This is a genomic window from Pseudomonas sp. GNP012, assembly GCF_054343835.1.
On sequence record NZ_JBTGUU010000001.1, the window covers coordinates 4,635,451 to 4,655,476 of the forward strand.

The 20,026-nt window shown below is 59.3% G+C and carries 20 protein-coding genes; 9 read left to right on the top strand and 11 right to left on the bottom strand.

From position 1 onward, the window contains the following. Positions 1 to 8: 8 nt before the first annotated feature. Positions 9 to 1,376, bottom strand: a complete 1,368-nt coding sequence (radA, locus tag ACXX83_RS20935; RefSeq protein WP_007981045.1) for a DNA repair protein RadA — start codon at positions 1,374 to 1,376, stop codon at positions 9 to 11. Between the two features lie 605 nt (positions 1,377 to 1,981). Here radA and mscL point away from each other — a divergent pair. Then, positions 1,982 to 2,395 carry a large-conductance mechanosensitive channel protein MscL gene (gene mscL / locus ACXX83_RS20940; RefSeq protein WP_458549482.1) on the top strand — a complete coding sequence of 138 codons (414 nt, stop codon included), beginning with the start codon at positions 1,982 to 1,984 and terminating at the stop codon, positions 2,393 to 2,395. 41 nt (positions 2,396 to 2,436) lie between these two features. Here the strand turns inward: mscL and ACXX83_RS20945 are convergent, their stop codons facing one another. Further along, positions 2,437 to 3,213 (bottom strand): ferredoxin--NADP reductase, encoded by a 777-nt coding sequence (locus ACXX83_RS20945; protein WP_095965667.1) that lies wholly within the window; start codon positions 3,211 to 3,213, stop codon positions 2,437 to 2,439. A 306-nt stretch (positions 3,214 to 3,519) separates the two neighbouring features. Between ACXX83_RS20945 and ACXX83_RS20950 the strand changes: the two genes are divergently transcribed. Together ACXX83_RS20950 and ACXX83_RS20955 are read left to right on the top strand one after the other, a co-directional pair. Beyond that, positions 3,520 to 4,233: a helix-turn-helix transcriptional regulator gene (locus ACXX83_RS20950; protein WP_126052827.1), complete on the top strand. Its 714-nt coding sequence runs from the start codon at positions 3,520 to 3,522 to the stop codon at positions 4,231 to 4,233. Positions 4,234 to 4,408: 175 nt separating this feature from the next. After that, complete coding sequence (locus ACXX83_RS20955) at positions 4,409 to 5,533, top strand: methyltransferase (protein ID WP_458549483.1); 1,125 nt, start codon at positions 4,409 to 4,411, stop codon at positions 5,531 to 5,533. A gap of 64 nt (positions 5,534 to 5,597) precedes the next feature. On the opposite strand, the gene ACXX83_RS20960 is transcribed toward ACXX83_RS20955, so the two are convergent. From ACXX83_RS20960 to ACXX83_RS20970, 3 genes are all read right to left on the bottom strand, one after another. After that, a complete protein-coding gene (locus ACXX83_RS20960; protein WP_095942044.1) occupies positions 5,598 to 5,765 on the bottom strand; it encodes a DUF2474 domain-containing protein in 168 nt (55 codons plus the stop codon). 86 nt (positions 5,766 to 5,851) lie between these two features. Further along, the gene (gene cydB, locus ACXX83_RS20965; protein ID WP_217836421.1) at positions 5,852 to 6,859 is read right to left on the bottom strand and encodes a cytochrome d ubiquinol oxidase subunit II; all 1,008 of its coding nucleotides are present in this window, start codon (positions 6,857 to 6,859) and stop codon (positions 5,852 to 5,854) included. Positions 6,860 to 6,862: 3 nt separating this feature from the next. Beyond that, positions 6,863 to 8,299: a cytochrome ubiquinol oxidase subunit I gene (locus ACXX83_RS20970; protein WP_458549484.1), complete on the bottom strand. Its 1,437-nt coding sequence runs from the start codon at positions 8,297 to 8,299 to the stop codon at positions 6,863 to 6,865. Positions 8,300 to 8,783: 484 nt separating this feature from the next. Here ACXX83_RS20970 and ACXX83_RS20975 point away from each other — a divergent pair, with 484 nt between their 5' ends. Further along, complete coding sequence (locus ACXX83_RS20975; RefSeq protein WP_007975778.1) at positions 8,784 to 10,034, top strand: MFS transporter; 1,251 nt, start codon at positions 8,784 to 8,786, stop codon at positions 10,032 to 10,034. Positions 10,035 to 10,039: 5 nt separating this feature from the next. On the opposite strand, the gene ACXX83_RS20980 is transcribed toward ACXX83_RS20975, so the two are convergent. Together ACXX83_RS20980 and ACXX83_RS20985 are read right to left on the bottom strand one after the other, a co-directional pair. Next, positions 10,040 to 10,591, bottom strand: coding sequence for a DJ-1 family glyoxalase III (locus tag ACXX83_RS20980; RefSeq protein WP_007975779.1), 552 nt, complete (start codon positions 10,589 to 10,591; stop codon positions 10,040 to 10,042). 68 nt (positions 10,592 to 10,659) lie between these two features. Next, on the bottom strand, positions 10,660 to 11,106 hold the full coding sequence (locus ACXX83_RS20985; RefSeq protein ID WP_458549485.1) for a DUF4879 domain-containing protein: 447 nt from the start codon (positions 11,104 to 11,106) through the stop codon (positions 10,660 to 10,662). A 223-nt stretch (positions 11,107 to 11,329) separates the two neighbouring features. Here ACXX83_RS20985 and ACXX83_RS20990 point away from each other — a divergent pair, with 223 nt between their 5' ends. After that, positions 11,330 to 12,625 carry an NCS2 family permease gene (locus ACXX83_RS20990; protein WP_007975781.1) on the top strand — a complete coding sequence of 432 codons (1,296 nt, stop codon included), beginning with the start codon at positions 11,330 to 11,332 and terminating at the stop codon, positions 12,623 to 12,625. Then, a complete protein-coding gene (trmA, locus tag ACXX83_RS20995; protein WP_458549486.1) occupies positions 12,622 to 13,701 on the top strand; it encodes a tRNA (uridine(54)-C5)-methyltransferase TrmA in 1,080 nt (359 codons plus the stop codon). The genes ACXX83_RS20990 and trmA overlap by 4 nt, the downstream gene beginning before the upstream one ends. Positions 13,702 to 13,755: 54 nt before the next feature. On the opposite strand, the gene ACXX83_RS21000 is transcribed toward trmA, so the two are convergent. Both ACXX83_RS21000 and ACXX83_RS21005 read right to left on the bottom strand, forming a co-directional pair. Continuing rightward, positions 13,756 to 14,226 (bottom strand): DUF2442 domain-containing protein, encoded by a 471-nt coding sequence (locus ACXX83_RS21000; protein ID WP_458549487.1) that lies wholly within the window; start codon positions 14,224 to 14,226, stop codon positions 13,756 to 13,758. Next, positions 14,223 to 14,651, bottom strand: a complete 429-nt coding sequence (locus ACXX83_RS21005; RefSeq protein ID WP_015096924.1) for a hypothetical protein — start codon at positions 14,649 to 14,651, stop codon at positions 14,223 to 14,225. Before ACXX83_RS21005 ends, ACXX83_RS21000 begins: the two co-directional genes overlap by 4 nt. A gap of 226 nt (positions 14,652 to 14,877) precedes the next feature. Between ACXX83_RS21005 and ACXX83_RS21010 the strand changes: the two genes are divergently transcribed. From ACXX83_RS21010 to ACXX83_RS21020, 3 genes are all read left to right on the top strand, one after another. After that, positions 14,878 to 15,789, top strand: coding sequence for a LysR family transcriptional regulator (locus ACXX83_RS21010; RefSeq protein ID WP_015096925.1), 912 nt, complete (start codon positions 14,878 to 14,880; stop codon positions 15,787 to 15,789). A gap of 140 nt (positions 15,790 to 15,929) precedes the next feature. Then, positions 15,930 to 16,370, top strand: a complete 441-nt coding sequence (aroQ, locus tag ACXX83_RS21015; protein WP_458549488.1) for a type II 3-dehydroquinate dehydratase — start codon at positions 15,930 to 15,932, stop codon at positions 16,368 to 16,370. Positions 16,371 to 16,375: 5 nt separating this feature from the next. Continuing rightward, positions 16,376 to 17,230 (top strand): shikimate dehydrogenase, encoded by an 855-nt coding sequence (locus ACXX83_RS21020; protein ID WP_095965782.1) that lies wholly within the window; start codon positions 16,376 to 16,378, stop codon positions 17,228 to 17,230. Between the two features lie 79 nt (positions 17,231 to 17,309). On the opposite strand, the gene ACXX83_RS21025 is transcribed toward ACXX83_RS21020, so the two are convergent. Next, positions 17,310 to 17,987, bottom strand: coding sequence for a TetR/AcrR family transcriptional regulator (locus ACXX83_RS21025; RefSeq protein ID WP_458373882.1), 678 nt, complete (start codon positions 17,985 to 17,987; stop codon positions 17,310 to 17,312). Between the two features lie 102 nt (positions 17,988 to 18,089). Then, positions 18,090 to 19,991, bottom strand: coding sequence for a 3-dehydroshikimate dehydratase QuiC (gene quiC / locus ACXX83_RS21030; RefSeq protein ID WP_015096929.1), 1,902 nt, complete (start codon positions 19,989 to 19,991; stop codon positions 18,090 to 18,092). Between the last annotated feature and the right edge of the window lie 35 nt (positions 19,992 to 20,026).

Here is a 20,026-nt window from a genome sequence, read left to right on the forward strand (position 1 = left end):
GACAATCGTTACTCGAAGAGTGCATCGAGCGCCTGCTCCAGACGGGTCACGGCAATAATCTGCAACCCCGGTGGCGCCTCCTTCGGTGCATTACCCTTGGGCACGATGGCCCGCTTGAAGCCGTGCTTGGCAGCCTCCTTCAAACGCTCCTGACCGCTCGGCACCGGTCGCACCTCACCGGACAGCCCCACTTCGCCGAACACCAGCAGATCGTGAGGCAACGGCCGGTTGCGCAAACTGGACATCACCGCTGCCATCAACGCCAGATCGGACGCCGTTTCGAGCACCTTGACCCCGCCGACCACGTTGAGAAACACGTCCTGGTCGTGGGTCGGAATGCCACCATGACGGTGCAGCACCGCCAGCAGCATCGCCAGCCGGTTTTGATCCAGCCCCAGCGTGACCCGCCGCGGGTTGGCCAAATGACTGTCGTCCACCAGCGCCTGTACCTCCACCAACATCGGCCGCGTGCCTTCCCACGTCGCCATCACCACACTGCCCGGGACCTCTTCCTGGGCCCGGGTCAGAAAAATCGCCGAAGGGTTGGAGACTTCTTTCAGGCCCTTGTCAGTCATGCCAAACACGCCCAGTTCATTGACTGCACCGAAACGGTTCTTCACCGCGCGCAGCAGACGCAGACGCCCGTCGGACTCGCCTTCGAAATACAGCACAGTGTCGACCATGTGCTCCAGAACCCGAGGGCCCGCCAGCGCGCCTTCCTTGGTGACGTGCCCCACCAGGAAAATCGCCGTACCGCTCTGCTTGGCATAACGCACCAGCAACGCCGCGCTTTCACGCACCTGGGATACACCACCCGGTGCCGATTGCAGTTGCTCGGTAAAGATCGTCTGGATCGAGTCGATCACCATCACCCGGGGCTTTTCCTGGCGGGCCGTGGCAATGATGGCTTCGATGCAGGTTTCGGTCATGACCCGCAGTTGATCCTGAGGCAACCCCAGGCGTCGCGCACGCATGGCCACTTGCTGTTGGGATTCTTCACCGGTGACGTACAGCGCCGGCATGCTCTTGGCGAGGTTACACAACGTTTGCAACAGAATGGTCGACTTGCCGATGCCCGGATCGCCACCGATCAGCACCACAGAGCCATCCACCAGGCCACCACCCAGAACCCGGTCGAGTTCGCTGGAAGCGGTGGAGAAGCGAGGAACTTCTTCGACACTGACTTCGGCCAGCGTCTTGATCTGCGCCTGCTGCCCGGCCCAGCCGGTCCGACCGCTGGGGGCGGCTGCCCCGCCGCTTTCCACCATGGTTTCGGTGAGCGTGTTCCAGGCCCCGCATTCACCACACTGGCCGGCCCATTTTGGGAAGGTTGAGCCGCACTCGGTGCAGCCGTACATGCGCTTGGCCTTGGCCATCGGAACTCCCGGAAAAAACGCGATGATAGCTCAGCTGAGGCACGCGAGTGCGGGCAGATATTTTATAATCTCTTGAATGATGTCAAATAGCCTTATTGCATTCGTGTTTTTTTGAAACACGACCGCTATACAAAAATTTTGTATAAGTTTCCACCCAACACACTCAAAAAACTCTTGATACGAGCCTCACTACTGCCTTAAAAACTTATACAAGCTTTATTCACCTTCATACCTGATGCATAACTTAAAAACACTCAAACAAAACCGAGCACAAACTAACAAAACAGTTAACAGCACTGCAACTGCAGTCAAATTTCAATGGCGGTTTTTTTGTTTAACAACTACCCGAACAATTCCAACATCCCAACTCAAGGATGGTCCTTCAACCTGGTTCGCTCATACAGCGAAGTCATATCGCTGAAAAAAAGCCGAAAGCGAACTGCCGCAGACGGGCTGACCGGCCCACAGATGAGATCAATCGGCGAGTTCTCCATGACCACCCGGATCGATTGCCGGCAAGCACGGCACGCCGTTGACTCGAGCAGAATGCGATTGGCTGATTTACACTGCGCACATCAACCTCATCTGTAACAAGGAAATAACCTATGGGCGTGCTAAACGAGTTCAAGGCCTTCGCGGTCAAAGGCAACGTGGTCGACATGGCCGTCGGCATCATCATCGGCGCGGCCTTCGGCAAGATCGTTACATCGTTTGTCGGTGACCTGGTCATGCCGCCAATCGGGATGCTGATCGGTGGCGTGGACTTCAGTGATCTGGCCATAACACTCAAGGCAGCAGACGGTGCGACTCCGGCGGTGGTGCTGGCCTATGGCAAATTCATCCAGACCATCATCGACTTCATCATCGTCGCCCTCGCGATCTTCGTGGGCGTCAAGGCCATTAACCGCCTGAAGCGCGAAGAGGCCGTGGCCCCTAGCCTGCCGCCGGTTCCAACCAAGGAAGAAGAGTTGCTGGGCGAGATCCGCGACTTGCTCAAGGTCCAGAACAACCGGCCGTGACCGCACCCGCATAAAAACGGCGCCTTCGAGGCGTCGTTTTTTTACCAGAAGTTTTCCACCGCCACCTGACCGGGTCGCCGGCTGAGGCTCAAGTGCATGTCCCGCTGTTTAAGCAGCTTGCGCGTGTCATCGATCATCTGCGGATTGCCGCACAACATGACCCGTGAGTGTTCAGGCGTCAGCGCAACACCCGCGGTGCGCTCCAATTCGCCGCTTTCAATCAGTGTGGTGATACGCCCGTTCAATGAGCCAGGATGCTGTTCACGAGTGACCGTGGTGATCAATTGCAGTTTGTGTGCGTACTCGGCCAGATAGTCACGTTGCGTCAGCCCCGCGATCAGTTCCTGATAAGCCAGTTCCCGGGCTTCACGAACGCTGTAGACCAGGATAATCCGCTCGAATCTCTCCCAGACTTCGAAATCCTGCAGTATCGACAGGAACGGCGCCACGCCGGTCCCGGTGGATAACAGCCATAGATCGCGCCCATCGACAAAACGGTCCGGCGTCAGGTAGCCAAAGGCCTGGCGGTCGACCAGCAATTTGTCGCCAACAACCAACCGGCTGAGCTCGCTGGTGAACTCACCGCCCGGTACGACAATGGAAAAGAACTCGAGGAACTCGTCAAAGGGTGAGGACACCATGGAGTAAGCGCGCCATACCGTGCTGCCATCAGCCCTGGTGACGCCCAACCGGGCAAACTGCCCCGCCCGAAAACGAAACCCCGCATCCCGCGTGGCACGCAGGGTAAACAGGTTCGGGGTCAACGGATGAACCTCGAGCAAGGTCTGACGGGTAAATTTTTCTTCGCTGACGGACATGGAAGGCTCCAATCAAAAGATACCTCAGTGTCCCGCAAAGACGGCAGCATAAACACAGACATTTTGTAGTGTTATTGAATGTGCAACTTATTGATTATTCGAATCGAGAAACACCAGCCAACTTAAAATGACATATGGCATTTAACATTTCACGCACGACTTAAGAACACGGCACACAGTTTTCAGCAGTTAAAAGAGCAAAATCGTTGGACTACAGTTGTCAGAAATATCCTACACTCCGTCACGTGCCGGATCTCGGATCCAAAACCGGCACCCTCCGGGAACATACTGTTGGAGACCCCGTATATGGAAATCTGGAAGGAGTCACAGCTTCAACTGCTTTCTCAAACACAGGACATTAATACGGCCTATCGAATATCACTGAATTTCGTCAGGAACCTTGGATATAAATTTTGTGCCTTTTCAACCATTTCAGCCAACAGTCGCACTGATTGCTGCCCCGTCAACCTGAACAACTATCCACACAACTGGAACACACAGTATGAACAAAGCAATGCCTGCGAGATTGACCCAGTAGCGGCCTATTGCAATCACTCCATGCTACCCGTGCTTTGGAGCAAAGAGCTCTTCTGCGCAACCCCGTGGTTATGGCAACTGCTGCAACAGCAAGGCTTGGCGCATGGCTGGTCGCAAGCAATCCACGATGAAGAAACCGGCCTGCGCAGCATTCTCAGCCTGGCCCGAAGCCATTGCCCGATTTCAGCCTATGAGCTGTACGAGAATCTTGGATTCTCGGTGTTCATCAGTCGCCACCTGCACGCCCTGGCGATCGGGATGCAACCGAAAAAACCGGTTCGCACTCAAGCGCCCCCCTTGTCACGGCGGGAAATCGAAGTATTGAAACTGTCGGCCGATGGCAAGACGGCTTATGAAATTGCCAGGATCCTCAATTTGAGTGAACGCACGGTCAACTTTCATGTGCACAGGGCTATCGAAAAGCTCGGCGTCAACAACAAGATGGCGGCAGTCATGGCCGCGGTCCGGGCCAAAGTCATCTGAAAACGCCCGACTGCGGGAAAACCTGCGGGTAATCCAGACAAAAAAAACGTACCATTTGCGGTCCCTCCTGAGTGATGGCGTGTAAACCTTCACGACGCAGTACACTCGGACGGCTCCGCCCGCACCAACGCCTGAGGGCAGCGGGACATCCGTTGATTACCCAGAGCCCCGCCCCATGCCTTTGCTCGAAACACCCTTCGCCAGCCTCGACCTGATCCGCCAGCCTGAACAGCAGAACGAACCGTTGCAAGCTTTCGATGCGGCTGATGAATACCTGCTTAACCATCTGGCCGAACAGCAACCGACGGCCGATACCCGGGTATTGGTGCTCAACGACAGTTTCGGCGCCTTGGCGGCCAGCCTGGCGGGCAAGGTGCGGGTAGTCAGTAGCGGTGATTCATTCCTGGCCTTGCAGGGTCTTGAAAAGAACCTGGTGCGCAACGGCCTGGCGTTTGATGCGGTACCGAGCGTCCCCGCCAGCGAGCCCCCCGTCGGGCCATTCAACTGCGTGCTGATCCGCGTACCGAAAACCCTGGCATTGCTGGAAGAGCAACTGATCCGCCTGCAAGGCCAACTGGCACCCGGCGCCCAAGTGGTCGCCGCGGCCATGATCAAGCACCTGCCTCGGGCAGCGGGCGATTTGCTGGAGCGTTACATCGGCCCCGTACAAGCTTCGCTGGCGGTGAAGAAGGCGCGGTTGTTGATTGCCACGGCGCAAGACAAACCCTCGGTTGAGTCGCCTTACCCGACACGCTACAGACTCGACGAACCGGCTATCGAACTGCTCAACCACGCCAATGTGTTTTGCCGCGAAGGCCTGGACATTGGCACCCGGGCGTTTTTGCCACACCTGCCGAAAAACCTTGGCTCGGCGCGGGTTGCCGATCTCGGCTGCGGCAACGGCGTCCTGGCCATCGCCAGCGCCCTGCAAAACCCCGAGGCCCACTACACGCTGGTGGACGAATCGTTCATGGCCGTGCAATCGGCTGCCGAAAACTGGCGCGCAGCGTTGGGTGAGCGGGAAGTGATCGTGCGTGCCGGCGATGGACTGGCCGGCCAGGAAGCGCAATCGCTTGACGTGGTGCTGTGCAATCCGCCGTTTCACCAGCAACAGGTCGTGGGCGACTTCCTGGCCTGGCGGATGTTCCAGCAAGCGCGCGAAGCGCTGGTTGTGGGCGGCGCGCTGTACATCGTCGGCAATCGTCACCTGGGTTACCACAGCAAGCTGGCGCGATTGTTCCGTGGCGTCGAGCAAGTGGCGGCCAATCCGAAATTCGTGATTCTCAAGGCGCGCAAGTAACAGGCAAAAAAAACCCTCCGCTCGGAGGGTTATAAATCCGCGCCTTGAGGCTGCGGGAGAGATGTCAGTGCGTCGTCAGGCCGGCTGCGTTCATGAACAGACGCATCAGGCTGGCGACGATGAACAAGGCGCCCACGCTGCCGACCCAGATCAGGGCCAACCAGCCAAGCCGCTGCCACAGCGGTTTTTTTTCGGCTTCTTCGATGTCGTGCAGGGTGTGTTTGCCGGACATGACTCAATTCTCCAGTAGAGAGGGTTGGCGCCTTTGAAGACGCCATCGCGAGCAAGCTCGCTCCCACAGGTTCGTTGTGCAGCACACTAGTGATACCCGTCTTCATGGGTGACCTTGCCGCGGAACACGTAGTAGCTCCAGAAGGTGTAGCCCAGGATGAACGGGATGATGAACAGCGTACCCACCAGCATGAAACCCTGACTTTGCGGCGGCGCGGCGGCGTCCCAGATCGAGATTGACGGCGGGATGATGTTCGGCCACAGGCTGATGCCCAACCCGCTGTAACCGAGGAAGATCAGCACCAGGGTCAACAGGAATGGCGTGTAATGCGCGTTGCGGGCCACGGCGCGGATCAGGCCGTACATCGTCACCAGCACCAGAATCGGCACCGGCATGAACCAGAACAGATTCGGCATGGTGAACCAGCGTGCGGCAATTTCCGGGTGGGCCAACGGGGTCCAGATGCTGACGATGCCGATCACCGCCAGCAGGACGAAGGCCAATGGCCGTGCCAGGTCATGCATCTGCTCCTGCAACTTGCCTTCGGTCTTCATGATCAGCCAGGTGCAACCGAGCAGCGCATAGGCCACCACCAGTGCCGCGCCACAGAACATCGTGAACGGTGTCAGCCAGTCCAGTGAACCACCGGCGAACTGCCGGTTGACCACCGGCAGCCCATCGATGAACGCACCGAGCGCAACGCCTTGGAAGAACGTCGCGGTGACCGAGCCACCGATGAACGCCTTGTCCCACAGGTGGCGCTTGTCGTCCTTGGCCTTGAAGCGGAACTCGAAGGCCACACCGCGGAAGATCAGCCCGATCAACATCAGGATCAGCGGCAGGTACAACGCCGAGAGCACCACCGAATAGGCCAGCGGAAACGCGCCGAACAATGCCGCGCCGCCCAACACCAGCCAGGTCTCGTTGCCGTCCCAGACCGGGGCGACGGTGTTCATCATCACATCGCGATCGGTCTTGCCCGGAATGAACGGGAAGAGAATGCCGATGCCCAGGTCGAAACCGTCCATGACCACGTACATCATGATGCCGAAGATGATGATCACGGCCCAGATCAGCGGAAGATCAATACCCATGATTCAAATCTCCTTGGTCAGGCTGTGGCCGGCATCGGTGTGATCGTCGTCGGCTGCGGACAGCGGACGGGCCGGAGTGCGTTTCTGGCCGGGGCCTCCATCGTTGGTTTCCTTGCCTTCGTCGATCTTCGGCCCCTTGCGCACCAGGCGCATCATGTAGCCAAGTCCGGCGCCAAACAGGGCGAAATACACCACGACGAACAGGATCAGGGTAATGCTCATCTGCATGACGCTATGGTTGGACGATGCATCCGCCGTGCGCATCAGGCCGTAGACCACCCACGGCTGGCGGCCGATTTCGGTGGTGAACCAGCCGGCGAGGATCGCGATCAGGCCTGACGGCCCCATCCACAACGCCAGGTACAGGAACGGCCGCGAGGTGTAGAGGGTGTCACGCTTGCGCAGCCACAAGCTCCACAAACCGGTGAGGATCATCAGCAAACCCAGGCCCACCATGATCCGGAACGACCAGAACACAATGGTCGAATTTGGCCGGTCTTCAGGCGGGAACTCCTTGAGCGCCGGCACCTGTTTGTCCAGGGAGTGCGTGAGGATCAGGCTGCCCAGGTACGGGATCTCGACGGCGAACCTGGTTTTTTCCTCCTTCATGTCCGGCCAGCCGAACAGGATCAGCGGAGTCGCCTCGTTACCCTTGTTTTCCCAGTGCCCCTCGATCGCGGCGATTTTCGCCGGCTGATGCTCAAGTGTATTGAGGCCGTGGAAGTCGCCGATGACCGCCTGGATCGGCGCAACGATCAATGCCATCCACATGGCCATCGAGAGCATTTTACGGATCGCCGGGTTGTCCTTGCCGCGCAGCAAATGCCAGGCCGCAGAGGCCCCCACGAAGAAGGCCGTGGCTACGAACGCCGCAGTGGCCATGTGCATCAGGCGATAGGGGAACGACGGGTTGAAGATCACTGCCAGCCAGTCGGTGGGTATGACCTGCCCGTTGACGATCTCGAAACCCTGCGGGGTCTGCATCCAACTGTTGGACGCGAGAATCCAGAAGGTCGAGATCAGCGTACCGATGGCCACCATCACGGTGGCGAAGAAGTGCAGGCCACGCCCGACCTTGTTCCAGCCAAACAGCATGACCCCCAGGAACCCCGCCTCGAGGAAGAACGCCGTGAGCACTTCATAGGTCAGCAACGGCCCGGTAACCGATCCGGCGAAGTCCGAGAAGCGGCTCCAGTTGGTACCGAACTGATAGGCCATGACCAGGCCGGAAACCACGCCCATGCCGAAGTTGACGGCAAAGATCTTCGACCAGAAATGGTAGAGGTCACGGTAGGTGTCGTTATGGGTTTTCAACCACAGGCCTTCGAGTACCGCCAGGTAACTCGCCAGGCCGATGGTGATGGCCGGAAACAGGATGTGGAACGAGATGGTGAACGCGAACTGAATTCGGGCGAGATCAAGTGCCTCTAAACCGAACATAAGTCTTCCTCTGTCAGGTAGTACGGCTGCTGGCTGGAAGCCTGCACCCACGGCCCCACGGATATGGAGTGTGGCGAATCTCTGTTTGTTCTTTTTTTTGCACGCATCACAACGCAGGGAATCTGGCCTTGCGGCCGCCGGATCAATTCCTTTTGCGGGTTTTGATCTGGATCAATCAACGTTGAAAGAGTAGTCCCAATTTCGGGGATGAACCGCGTGGTCTATTGCCGCGTGACAAGTTGCCTCATGGCCTTGGTCACGAGTTGAAATACATTTCCTGTGGGAGCGGGCTTGCTCGCGAAGGCTGAGTGTCAGTCAACATTGATGTTGAAGCTGATGCCCCCTTCGCGAGCAAGTCGAATCGTCGCACCGCCGCTCCCACAGGAAAATCGATGTCTGGCTAACTAATTTTTTAGTCATGGCAACTTCTTGTTACAGGTTGGTGATAATCTCGCTGTTCCCCTCTCCCCAGATTTCCCCGCAGATGCCCAGCCAAGAGCCCTTGCTGTTACGTCACCATCGCCCTTTTCTTGCGTTCTGGCTGGCCCGGATCTTTACCGCCAGCGGCTTCCAGATGCTCACCGTGGCCATCGGCTGGAACCTGTATCAATTGACCGGCAATGTGCTCGACCTGGGGCTGGTCGGCCTGGTCGAGTTCGCCCCGCGCGTGCTGTTCATGCTGCACACAGGGCACGTCGCCGACCGCTATGACCGGCGCAAGGTCGCGGCGATCTGCCAGTCCTTGCAGGCATTGATCGCCCTGTCGCTGGCCATTGGCAGCGCGACCGACCATGTCACTCGGGAAATGATCTTCATCCTGGCCTTCCTGCTCGGTGCCGCGCGTTCCTTTGAAATGCCGACCACCCAGGCCCTGCTGCCAAGCATCGTACCCAGCGCGCTGTTTCCCCGGGCCGTGGCCGCCGCACAATCGGCCCAGCAATCAGCCACCATCGTCGCCCCGGCCCTCGGCGGTTTGCTCTACGCCTTCGGCAGTGTCTGGGTGTATGGCCCCACGGTGCTGCTGTATGTCATCGCCTGTTCGCTGATGCTCAACCTGCCGGCCCGGCAGACGCCGCTGAACAAGGGCAAGGCCACGCTGGATTCACTGCTCGCGGGCATCCGCTTCATCCGCAGTCGTCCGGACATTCTCGGGGCGATCTCCCTCGATCTGTTCGCGGTGCTATTGGGGGGGGCCACGGCACTGCTGCCGGTGTTCGCCAAGGACATTCTGCTGACCGGCCCGTGGGGACTAGGCCTGTTGCGCTCGGCACCGGCAGTGGGTGCGCTGCTGATGTCGCTGTTCCTGGCGCGCTTTGCCGTGGAGCGCAATGTCGGGCGGGTGATGTTCACCGCCGTGGGCATCTTCGGCGTGGCCACCATCGCCTTCGGCCTGTCGACCTCGTTCTGGTTTTCCCTGGCGGTGTTGGTGGTGTTGGGCGCGGCAGACATGATCAGCATGGTGATCCGCGCATCGTTCGTTCAACTGGAAACCCCGGACGAAATGCGCGGCCGGGTCAGCGCTGTGAACGGTCTGTTCATTGGTGCCTCGAACCAGTTGGGCGAATTCGAATCGGGCCTGACTGCCCACTGGTTCGGCACCGTGCCAGCCGTGGTCATGGGCGGGATCGGCACGCTGGTGGTGACCGGGGTGTGGGTCAAACTGTTCCCGACCCTGGCCAGCCGCGATCGCATGCACGTGGCTAAAGATGAAGAGAAGCAAGAGGCGAAAGTCTAAGCGGGCTACACCAACAACTCCCCCGCCACCGCCGCACGCGTGGCTTTTCCACAGAGTTGTTCCACCAGCGCCAGGGCAAATGCCAATGCGCCAGCCGAGCCCTGGGCGGTGATGCAATTGCCATCGACCACTACCGGTTGATCGACGAAGTTACAGCCCAACAGTTGATGGCTGGCCGATGGCAGGCAGGTCATGCGCCGTTGACGCAAAACGCCAAAGGCTTGCAGCGCCACGGCGGGCGCTTCGGCGATGCCGGCGAACAGGCGGCCTGCTGCCGCCTGGTCCTTGATCAATTGTTGCAGGGGTTGGTGGGCTGCCAGGTGCTGCGCCCCCACGGCGCCCCCCGGCAAGGCAATCAGGTCGAAAGGCTGCGCCAGCAAGTCCACCAGCATGGCATCGGACGTCAGCCGAGTGCCGCGTGCGCAAGTGAGCATGCGTCGCCCTTCGATACTGGCCACCACCACTTCTATTTTGGCGCGGCGCAGTACGTCGATCAGGGTCACGGTCTGCAGGTCATCGGTACCCTCGGCGAGGGCAATCAAGGCTCTAAAGGTCATCAGGTACTGTCCACGGAATGATCTTTTAAGCGTAGTCAGCTTTCCCGCGCCTTGTTCGAGACATGTGGCTACTGGATGTAAAGCTGCGTCGACATCGTATTGCCGGGCGCATTGATCGAGGTATTGCTGAAGGTCAATGTGCCTTCCTGCTTACCCGCCAGATCGAGTGCATACAAATAGCCGACGGTTTTTTCCCCGGGGGTGCAACTGGTCAGGTTGCCGTTCTTGAACGCGCAGACCGGTGTGCGGGTGCCATTCACTTCAAAACCGTCCAGGGCGACATGGGCCTCACGCCCGTAACCCACTTCCAGCACGTACACCGTGATGTTCGGGCCATTGTGATCGCAGCGCGTCCGGGTTTGCCCTTCGTCGATATTTTCAACGCCACAGGACGGCGACGCGACTTTGAGCACTTTCAATTGACTCAATGGCGGGGCCGATGCCGCCGTGGCCGTTTGCGCCCCGAGAAGCAACGCCACCAATACGCCGAACACGCTAACCAGACGCCTTTTCATGCAGTCCTTTCCACCCCCGAAAAACCAGCGCGCAGTATGGCGCACTTGGCTTTGTCGCAAAACATCGACGACGATCACCGCCATAAGCAGCCATATTCCCAAGCTACTGGTATGATGCGCGGCTTTTTCCGGCCCACAGTAATTTCCAGGCGCGTTCTGCTGCCTGTGCTTTGCTGTTGAGGTCGATACATTCACGGCGCCCGGCGCGCCACGGGGAGCAGACATGCTGGAAAGGCTGTTTCAACTCAAGGCACACAACACCAACGTGCGGACCGAGATTCTGGCGGGCGTCACGACCTTTTTGGCCATGGCCTACATTCTGTTCGTCAACCCGAGCATCCTCGGCGAGACCGGCATGGACAAGGGCGCGGTGTTTGTCGCCACCTGTCTGGCAGCTGCCATCGGCTCGACGACCATGGGCCTGATCGCCAACTACCCGATCGCCCTCGCGCCGGGCATGGGCCTGAACGCCTTCTTTACCTACACCGTAGTCCTGCACATGGGCCATACCTGGCAAGTGGCGCTCGGCGCGGTATTCATCTCGGCAGTGTGTTTCTTCCTGCTGTCGATCTTCCGCATCCGTGAATGGATCATCAACAGCATCCCGTTGCCACTGCGTTCGGCCATTGCTGCGGGTATCGGCCTGTTCCTGGCGCTGATCGCCCTGCACAACGCCGGCATCGTGGTCAGCAACCAGGCGACCATGGTCGGCCTCGGCGACCTGAAACAACCGGCTCCGATCCTCGCCACCCTCGGTTTTGCCCTGATCGTCGCACTTGAGGCCCTTGCCGTACGCGGTGCGGTGCTGATCGGCATTCTGGTGGTAACCATCGTTTCGATCGTGATGGGCTTCACCCCGTTCGGCGGCGTGATGTCGATGCCGCCGTCGCTGGCCCCGACCTTCCTGCAACTGGACATCAAGGGCGCACTGGACATCGGTCTGGTCAGCGTGATCTTCGCCTTCCTGTTCGTCGACCTGTTCGACAACTCCGGCACCCTGATCGGCGTTGCCAAGCGTGCAGGCCTGATGGGCAAGGACGGCCACATGCCGAAAATGGGCCGCGCGCTGATCGCCGACAGCACCGCAGCCATGGCCGGTTCCCTGCTGGGCACCTCGACCACCACCAGCTACATCGAATCCGCCGCTGGCGTGAGTGCCGGTGGCCGCACCGGCCTGACCGCCGTCGTCGTCGCGATCCTGTTCCTGCTGGCGCTGTTCTTCTCGCCACTGGCCGCCAGTGTTCCAGCCTTCGCCACTGCACCGGCCCTGCTGTTCGTCGCCGTGCTGATGACATCCGGCCTGGCCGAAATAGACTGGGACGACATTACCGTCGCCGCGCCTGTGGTGATCACCGCGCTGGCAATGCCGTTCACTTACTCCATCGCCAATGGCATCGCCTTCGGTTTCATTTCCTGGACCGCCATCAAGCTGATGTCCGGTCGTGGCCGTGAGCTGAACCCGGCGCTGGTGATCCTGTCGATTCTGTTCGTGATCAAGCTGGGTTGGTTCAACGCATGACTTTTGATTCCCAGGCCTATGCCGTTCAACTCGAAGAGAAGGTCACGCGTTTGCGAGACCTGCTGGCCCCGTTCGATGCACCCGAGCCGGCCGTTTTCGATTCGCCGCTGAAAAACTTCCGCCTGCGCGCCGAGTTCCGCCTGTGGCGTGAGGCCGGCGAGCGGCATTACGCGATGTTTTCCCAGGAAGACAAACGCACGCCCATCCTGATCGAAGAGTTCCCGATTGCCAGCCTGCGCATCAACCAGTTGATGCCGCAGCTCAAGGCCGCGTGGCAAGCCAGTGCGGCCCTGAGTCACAAGCTGTTCCAGGTGGAGTTCCTGACCACGCTGGCCGGCGACGCAATGATCACCCTGTGCTATCACCGTCCGCTGGACGAGCACTGGCATGCGGCGGCTTCGAAACTGGCGACGGATCTGAACGTCAGCATCATCGGCCGCTCCAAGGGCAAACGCGAAGTCATTGGTCACGATTACGTGGTCGAGCAACTGGACGTCGGCGGCCGCACCTTCAGCTACCGCCAGCCGGAAGGCGCGTTCACCCAGCCCAACGGTACGGTGAACCAGAAGATGCTCAACTGGGCGTACGATGCGCTCGGGGATCGCTCCGATGATTTGCTGGAGCTGTATTGCGGCAACGGCAACTTCACCCTGCCCCTCGCCACCCACGTACGCAAAGTGCTCGCCACCGAAATCAGCAAGACCTCGGTCAACGCGGCGCTGAGCAATCTCAGCGAAAACGCTGTGGATAACGTCACCCTGGTGCGCTTGTCCGCCGAAGAGCTGACCGAAGCCCTGAACGAAGTGCGTCCGTTCCGCCGCCTGCACGGCATTGACCTCAAGAGCTACGAGTTCGGCAGCGTGTTCGTCGACCCGCCCCGCGCCGGCATGGACCCGGACACCTGCGAGCTGACCCGGCGCTTCGACAACATCCTGTACATCTCCTGCAATCCGGAGACTCTGGCAGCCAACATCGCCCAACTGCACGACACCCACCGCATCAGCCGGTGTGCGATGTTCGACCAGTTCCCGTGGACCCATCACATGGAGTCCGGGGTGATGCTGACCCGGCGTTGATGGCATCTGCCAGGCACAAAAAAGCCGTCTTCACGACGGCTTTTTTGTGGGCACTTACACGACAACATCGACCTTGCGCGGGCGCCCGCCTTTCCTGCCGTTGGCCCGCGCGGCTTCAGACTTTGCGGCGCTGCTCTGGCGACCATTGCGCGAAGCGACGACCGAGGCCGCCATGGCCATCAACGGCTTGCTCGCAGAAATCATCCCGGCGATAGACACATGCACGTCCTTGCCTTCATGGCACAGTGCAGTCCCCGCATAGCCGACAGTCAGGCTGGCGTAGTCCTCGACTTCAAAACCATCGAACTCCGGATAATTGGCCACGGGCAACAATACGCCGCTGCCGTCTTCGAAGACTACTGCCAGACAGGGGGCCAGACAAGGGGCCAGACAGGGAGCCAGGTAGGTAACCGCTGTCGCTTGCAGGCTATTTTTTCTACGTAGTTCGCCCCGTTCAATGGCTTTGTCCAGGCTACTTTCCGTTACGGGATTATCGGCCAGAACCTTGGCTTTTATCGTTTTCATAACTCGATCTCCACACTTTCCTGTGCACCGATCAGGGACAGCAATGTCTTGTTCGATTCAGGTACGTAGCAAGCCGATCCAATCATATTGGTCGTGCTGACAACCCTTTTCACCACAACGACTTCGTTGCTTTGCCAGTCCCATAGTTGATTATCAAGACAGGCCGTTTGTAGTTTTCGCCACCAGATGCCGCGGGCGCGTCGCAAATGGGCAGGTTGCTTGAGCGATTGGCGCAAACCCTCAAGCACCGCCAATGGCGGCCGACGCGAAAGAGGAACGACATCCCAGAGCTCGACACCGTTATGCCAAAAGCTGAATCTGAATCTCGCACTCCACGTACCCGCTTCCACATGCGCATGAGGCGGACAATGCTCGTCTCGCAACATGATCACTACCGACAGCCCTTTGAAACTGCATACCTTCATGCTAACCCATCCGTTAGGTTTTTGAATCCGAGGATCCGACATTCCCTGGAAAATCCGACCGCTGGCATTGGCAGCCGAATCATTTCTTCCGTCCTCAGGCTAGCGTTCTGGTGCTTCCCGGGTCTGCCGAACACCACGCGAATTGGTAAGAAATCCTTTCTTTACAGCGCTGGCAGCTGATAATTACTGATCCAGCTTTTTCATTTGATCCCCGGTGTCATCAATCATGCAGCGACAATTCGACGATCTTCAGTTGGGCAGCATTGAGCTGTTTTGCCTGGCCGCCGAGGCTGGCAGTTTTACTGCCGCAGCGCTGGTGGCAGGTGTCACGCCCGCTGCCGTGAGCCGATCGGTGTCACGCATGGAAGAACGCCTGGGCGTGCGGCTGTTCGCGCGCACCACGCGTAGCGTGAAGCTCACTGACAGTGGTCGCCGTTATTACGAAGAATGTCGCCAGGCCCTTGCGCAACTGGTCGAGGCCCAGCGCGAGGTCATGGGCCAGCAGCAAGTGCCGTCCGGTACTTTGCGCATCAGTATTCCGACCACCTACGCGCATCATCGAATCCTGCCGCTGCTGCCCGAATTTCGGGCGCGCTATCCCGCGGTGAAAGTCGAGTCGCATATCAGCAATCGCAACATCGATTTCGTCGGCGAAGGCTACGACATGGCGATTCGCGTGCGAGCCATCCCGGATTCAGGCCTGATAGCCCGCCAGTTGGAAGATGCCGCCCTGGTGCTGATCGCCAGCCCTGATTACCTGAAACAGGCCGGCATGCCGCAAACCCTCGACGACCTCGAACACCACGAATGCATTCAATACGAGTTACCCAGCAGCGGCCGGCGCATTGCCTGGTTGTTCAACGATGAAGGCGTGCCCCGGGAGATTCTGGCCGAGGGCAACCTCAGTTGTTCCGATGATGTATTGGGCGGGGTGACGCTGGCCAAACACGGGGCAGGGTTGTTTCAGACCTATCGTTTTATCGTGGAAAAGGAACTGGCCGACGGCTCACTGGTGGAAGTGCTCAAGCCCTATGGCGGGCGCTCGCGACCATTCACCCTGCTGTACCCGCAAAGTCGACATGTACCGCTGCGCTTGAGGGCGTTCATTGATTTTCTGGTGGAACATTTGCCGCGCTGAACACAGAAAGTGTCCGATCATCGCCCACAAACCGCCAGCGTGCCCTCTCTTCAATTGACCAAATTAACTAGTTAGTACAATTTATCTCCACAGGCCGAGAACCTTGGCCGATTCCAACAATAATAAGTGGAGAGATTCCGATGTCCCCTATCGTTCTGGTGCTCAACGGCCCGAACCTGAACCTGCTCGGCACCCGCGAACCGGCGACTTACGGCCACGAAACCCTGGCAGACATTTCGTCCCTGTGCGCACGCGCCGCCGAAGAGTTCGGCCTGGCGGTGGAGTTTCGCCAGACCAACCATGAGGGCGAACTGCTCGACTGGATTCACGCGGCCCGCGGTCGCTGCGCCGGGATCGTCATCAATCCCGCCGCGTGGACTCACACCTCGGTCGCCATCCGCGACGCCCTGGTCGCCAGCGAGCTGCCGGTCATCGAAGTCCACCTGTCCAACGTGCACGCCCGCGAGCCCTTCCGCCACCACTCGTTCGTATCCGCTATTGCAACGGCGGTGATGGCCGGGTTCGGCAGTCACGGCTATCGCCTGGCGCTGGAACACTTCAGTCATCGTTTGAAGGGGTGATCGCCGTGACTCAGAACAACGTGGTACTGGCCGGGCTGATCGGCGCCGGCATCCAGGCTTCCCGCACACCGGCCTTGCACGAGCATGAAGGCGATGCCCAAGGGCTGCGCTACCTCTATCGTCTGATTGATCTTGATCAGTTGAAACTCGACAGCAACGCCCTGCCCGACCTGTTGATGGCCGCCGAGCGCATGAACTTCACCGGTTTGAACATCACCTTTCCGTGCAAACAGGCAATCATCCCGCTGCTGGACGAACTCTCGCCGGAGGCCCGCGGTATCGGTGCGGTCAACACGGTGGTGCTCAAGGATGGCAAACGCATCGGCCACAACACCGATTGCCTGGGCTTTGCCGAGGGCTTTCGACGGGGTCTGAAAGGCGTTGCCGTTGAACGTGTCGTACAGATGGGCGCCGGCGGCGCAGGGGCGGCGGTGGCCCACGCCCTGTTGAGCGAAGGCGTACGGCAACTGAGCATTTTTGACGTGGACATCCGCCGCGCCCAGGATCTGGCCGACAACCTCAATCAGCATTTCGGTGTCGGTCTGGCGATGGCCGGGTATGACCTGCCGAGCGCCTTGGCCCAGGCTGACGGCCTGGTCAACACCACGCCGATGGGCATGAAAAAACTGCCGGGTATGCCGGTGCCGGTCGAGTTGCTTCGAGCCGAGTTGTGGGTGGCGGAGATCGTTTACTTCCCGCTGGAAACCGAACTGCTGCGCAACGCCCGCGCCCTCGGTTGCCGCACGCTGGACGGCGGCAACATGGCGGTGTTTCAGGCGGTGAAGGCATTCGAGCTGTTCAGCGGCGTGGTGCCGGATGCCCAGAGAATGCTCGAGCATTTCCAGGGCATGAAGGACTGAAGATCAAAAAATCGCAGCCTTCGGCAGCTCCTACGTCAATCACATTGATCTGTAGGAACTGCCGAAGGCTGCGATCTTTTCAAGCCTGCAAATAACGCAGCACTGATTCGCAAATCATCTCCCGATGACGCTGCTTGATGCGCTCATCCGGCAAGTCGATCTGGAAAATCTCGCCCACGGTATGGCGGTTCGAGACGCGATAAAAGCAGAACGAGCTGATCAGCAGATGCACATCCAGCGGCACCAGGCCGGCGCGGAATACACCCTCTTCAACGCCCCGACGCAGGATCACATCGAGGGAATCGAGAACGGTATTGTTCATCGCCCTGATCGCATCGGAGCGCTTCACGTACTCGGCGTTGTGAATGTTTTCGATGCTGACGATGCGCACGAAATCGACGTTGCGATCGTGGTGATCGAATGTGAATTCAACCAGCCGCCGAATCGCTTCCACCGGTGCCAGTTCGGTCAGGTGCAAACGGCTTTCAGTGTTGCGGATATCGCCGTAAAGTTTTTCCAGGACCTCGACGTAGAGCTGCTCCTTGCTGCCGAAGTAGTAGTAGATCATGCGCTTGGAGGTGTGGATGCGCTCGGCGATGGCATCGACGCGGGCCCCGGAAAGCCCCTGCTGGACGAATTCGACAATTGCCTCCTGCAGGATGTTTTCGCGGGTCTTTTCCGGGTTGTTCTTGCGACTCTTGCGCGGCTCGGCACCGGGTTCTACGGAGGCGGCGGGGAGTTCTGAAGTCATTGTCATTGCGGGCTCACGGCCATCACTGCACAGGCTGGCGATTATGGGCTGCGCGGCACGGTGAAGGAAGCCGCGCGGCCCACGTTTAATCCCGCGTTTACGAATTTCCTACAACTTGGCCTGACGGATGGCTCCGCTTCGGGATTTGGCCATGGCCGCCAGCCGCACCGCCACGTTGGCCGCGCCGTAGCCGGCGTATCCGTTTTTACGCTGGATGATTTCAAAGAAAAACCGCCCCTCGAACGGCTCGGTATACACGTGAAACAGCTCCCCGCCCTGGGCGTCGCGGTCATACAACACGTTGTAGTAGGCCAGTTCGCTGAGGAAATCGTCGTCGAAGTCAAACCGCGCCGCCAGGTCATCGTAGTAGTTGAGCGGGATATCCAGCAGCGGCACGCCCGCCTCTTTTGCACGGCTGACCTGGGCAAAGATGTCATCACAATCAAAGGCTATGTGATGCACTCCGGAGCCGCGATAACTCGACAGCGCGTGTGAGATCGCGGTGTTGCGATTCTCGGAAATGTTCAGCGGCAAGCGGATCGAACTGTCGCGACTGCGCAAGGCACGGCTCTTCACCAGACCATAAGGGTCCGGCAGCACCACTTCATCGTCCGCCTCGAAATCCAGCAGGCTCTTATAGAACAGTACCCAACTGTCGAGGCTGTCGGCCGGCAGCGCCATGGCCATGTGGTCAATGCGCTTGAGGCCGCCGCTGACAGGCGCTTGCGGGTACAGATTGAAGTCCGTGCCATAAACATCGGCGTGTTGATCCACCAGATAGATCAGGCTGCCATCCGGCGCACGCACCGCCGCCAGCTCCAGCTCGTTGGGGCCGACCAGCCCGCGATAGGGCTGGCCCTTGTAGGCTACGGCGCGGGCCAGTGCGCTGGCGCTGTCCTTGACCCGCACGGCCGTAGCGCACAGCGAAGGGCCGTGGGCTTCGAAAAAGCTGTGGCCGAATGAGTAAGGCTCCGAGTTCAGGATCAGGTTGATATCGCCCTGACGCAGCAGGCTGACGCTCTTGGAGCGATGCTGCCCGGCCTTGACGAAACCCAGTCGCTCCAGCCAATGGGAGAGCTTGGCGCCGAGGCTTTCATCCACGGCGAATTCGAGAAATTCGATGCCGTTGTACTCGCTGGCCTTGGGTGTTTCGAACAGAATCCCGGGGTTGGCCGCAGGCCTGGTTTCCTGCGCCAGACGCTCGCGGGTTTTCTCTTCCAGGTACAACAACGAGCGCAAGCCGTCGGCGGCATTGGCCCGTGGCGGCGCGGCGCGGAAGCCGTCGTTGAAGATCTCCAGCGACAATGGCCCGGTGTAGCCGCTCTGGATGATCGGCGCGAGGAACCCTGGCAAGTCGAACTCACCCTGGCCCGGGAAGCAGCGAAAATGCCGGCTCCACTCCAGCACGTCCATGGCCAGGATCGGTGCGTCGGCCATTTGCACGAAGAAGATCTTGTCGCCGGGAATCTCGGCGATAGCACTTGGATCGCCCTTGAGCGACAAGGTGTGAAAGCTGTCCAGCAACACGCCAAGGCTTGGATGATCGGCCTGACGCACGATGTTCCACACCTGTTGATAGGTGTTCACATGCCGGCCCCAGGCCAGCGCTTCGTAACCGATGCGTAGACCACGGGCCCCGGCACGCTCAGCCAGCAGTCGCAGATCGTCGACCAGAATCTGTTCATCACCGATGGAGTCGGCCGAGGCGTTGCTGCACACCAGCACCAGGTCGGTGCCCAGTTCCTGCATCAGGTCGAATTTGCGCTCGGCGCGCTCCAGATTGCGCGACAGCCGATCACGCCGGCAGCCTTCGAAATCACGAAAAGGTTGAAACAGGGTGATGGCGATCCCGAGATCGGCGCACATCTGTTTAATTTCCCTTGGGCTGCCGTCGTAGTAGAGAAGGTCGTTCTCGAAAATCTCCACACCGTCGAACCCGGCGGCGGCAATGGCTTCGAGTTTTTCCGGCAGGGTACCGCTCAAGGATACGGTGGCAATGGAACGCTGCATATTTCGACTCCCGGTAATGGGGACCATCTTGTTAG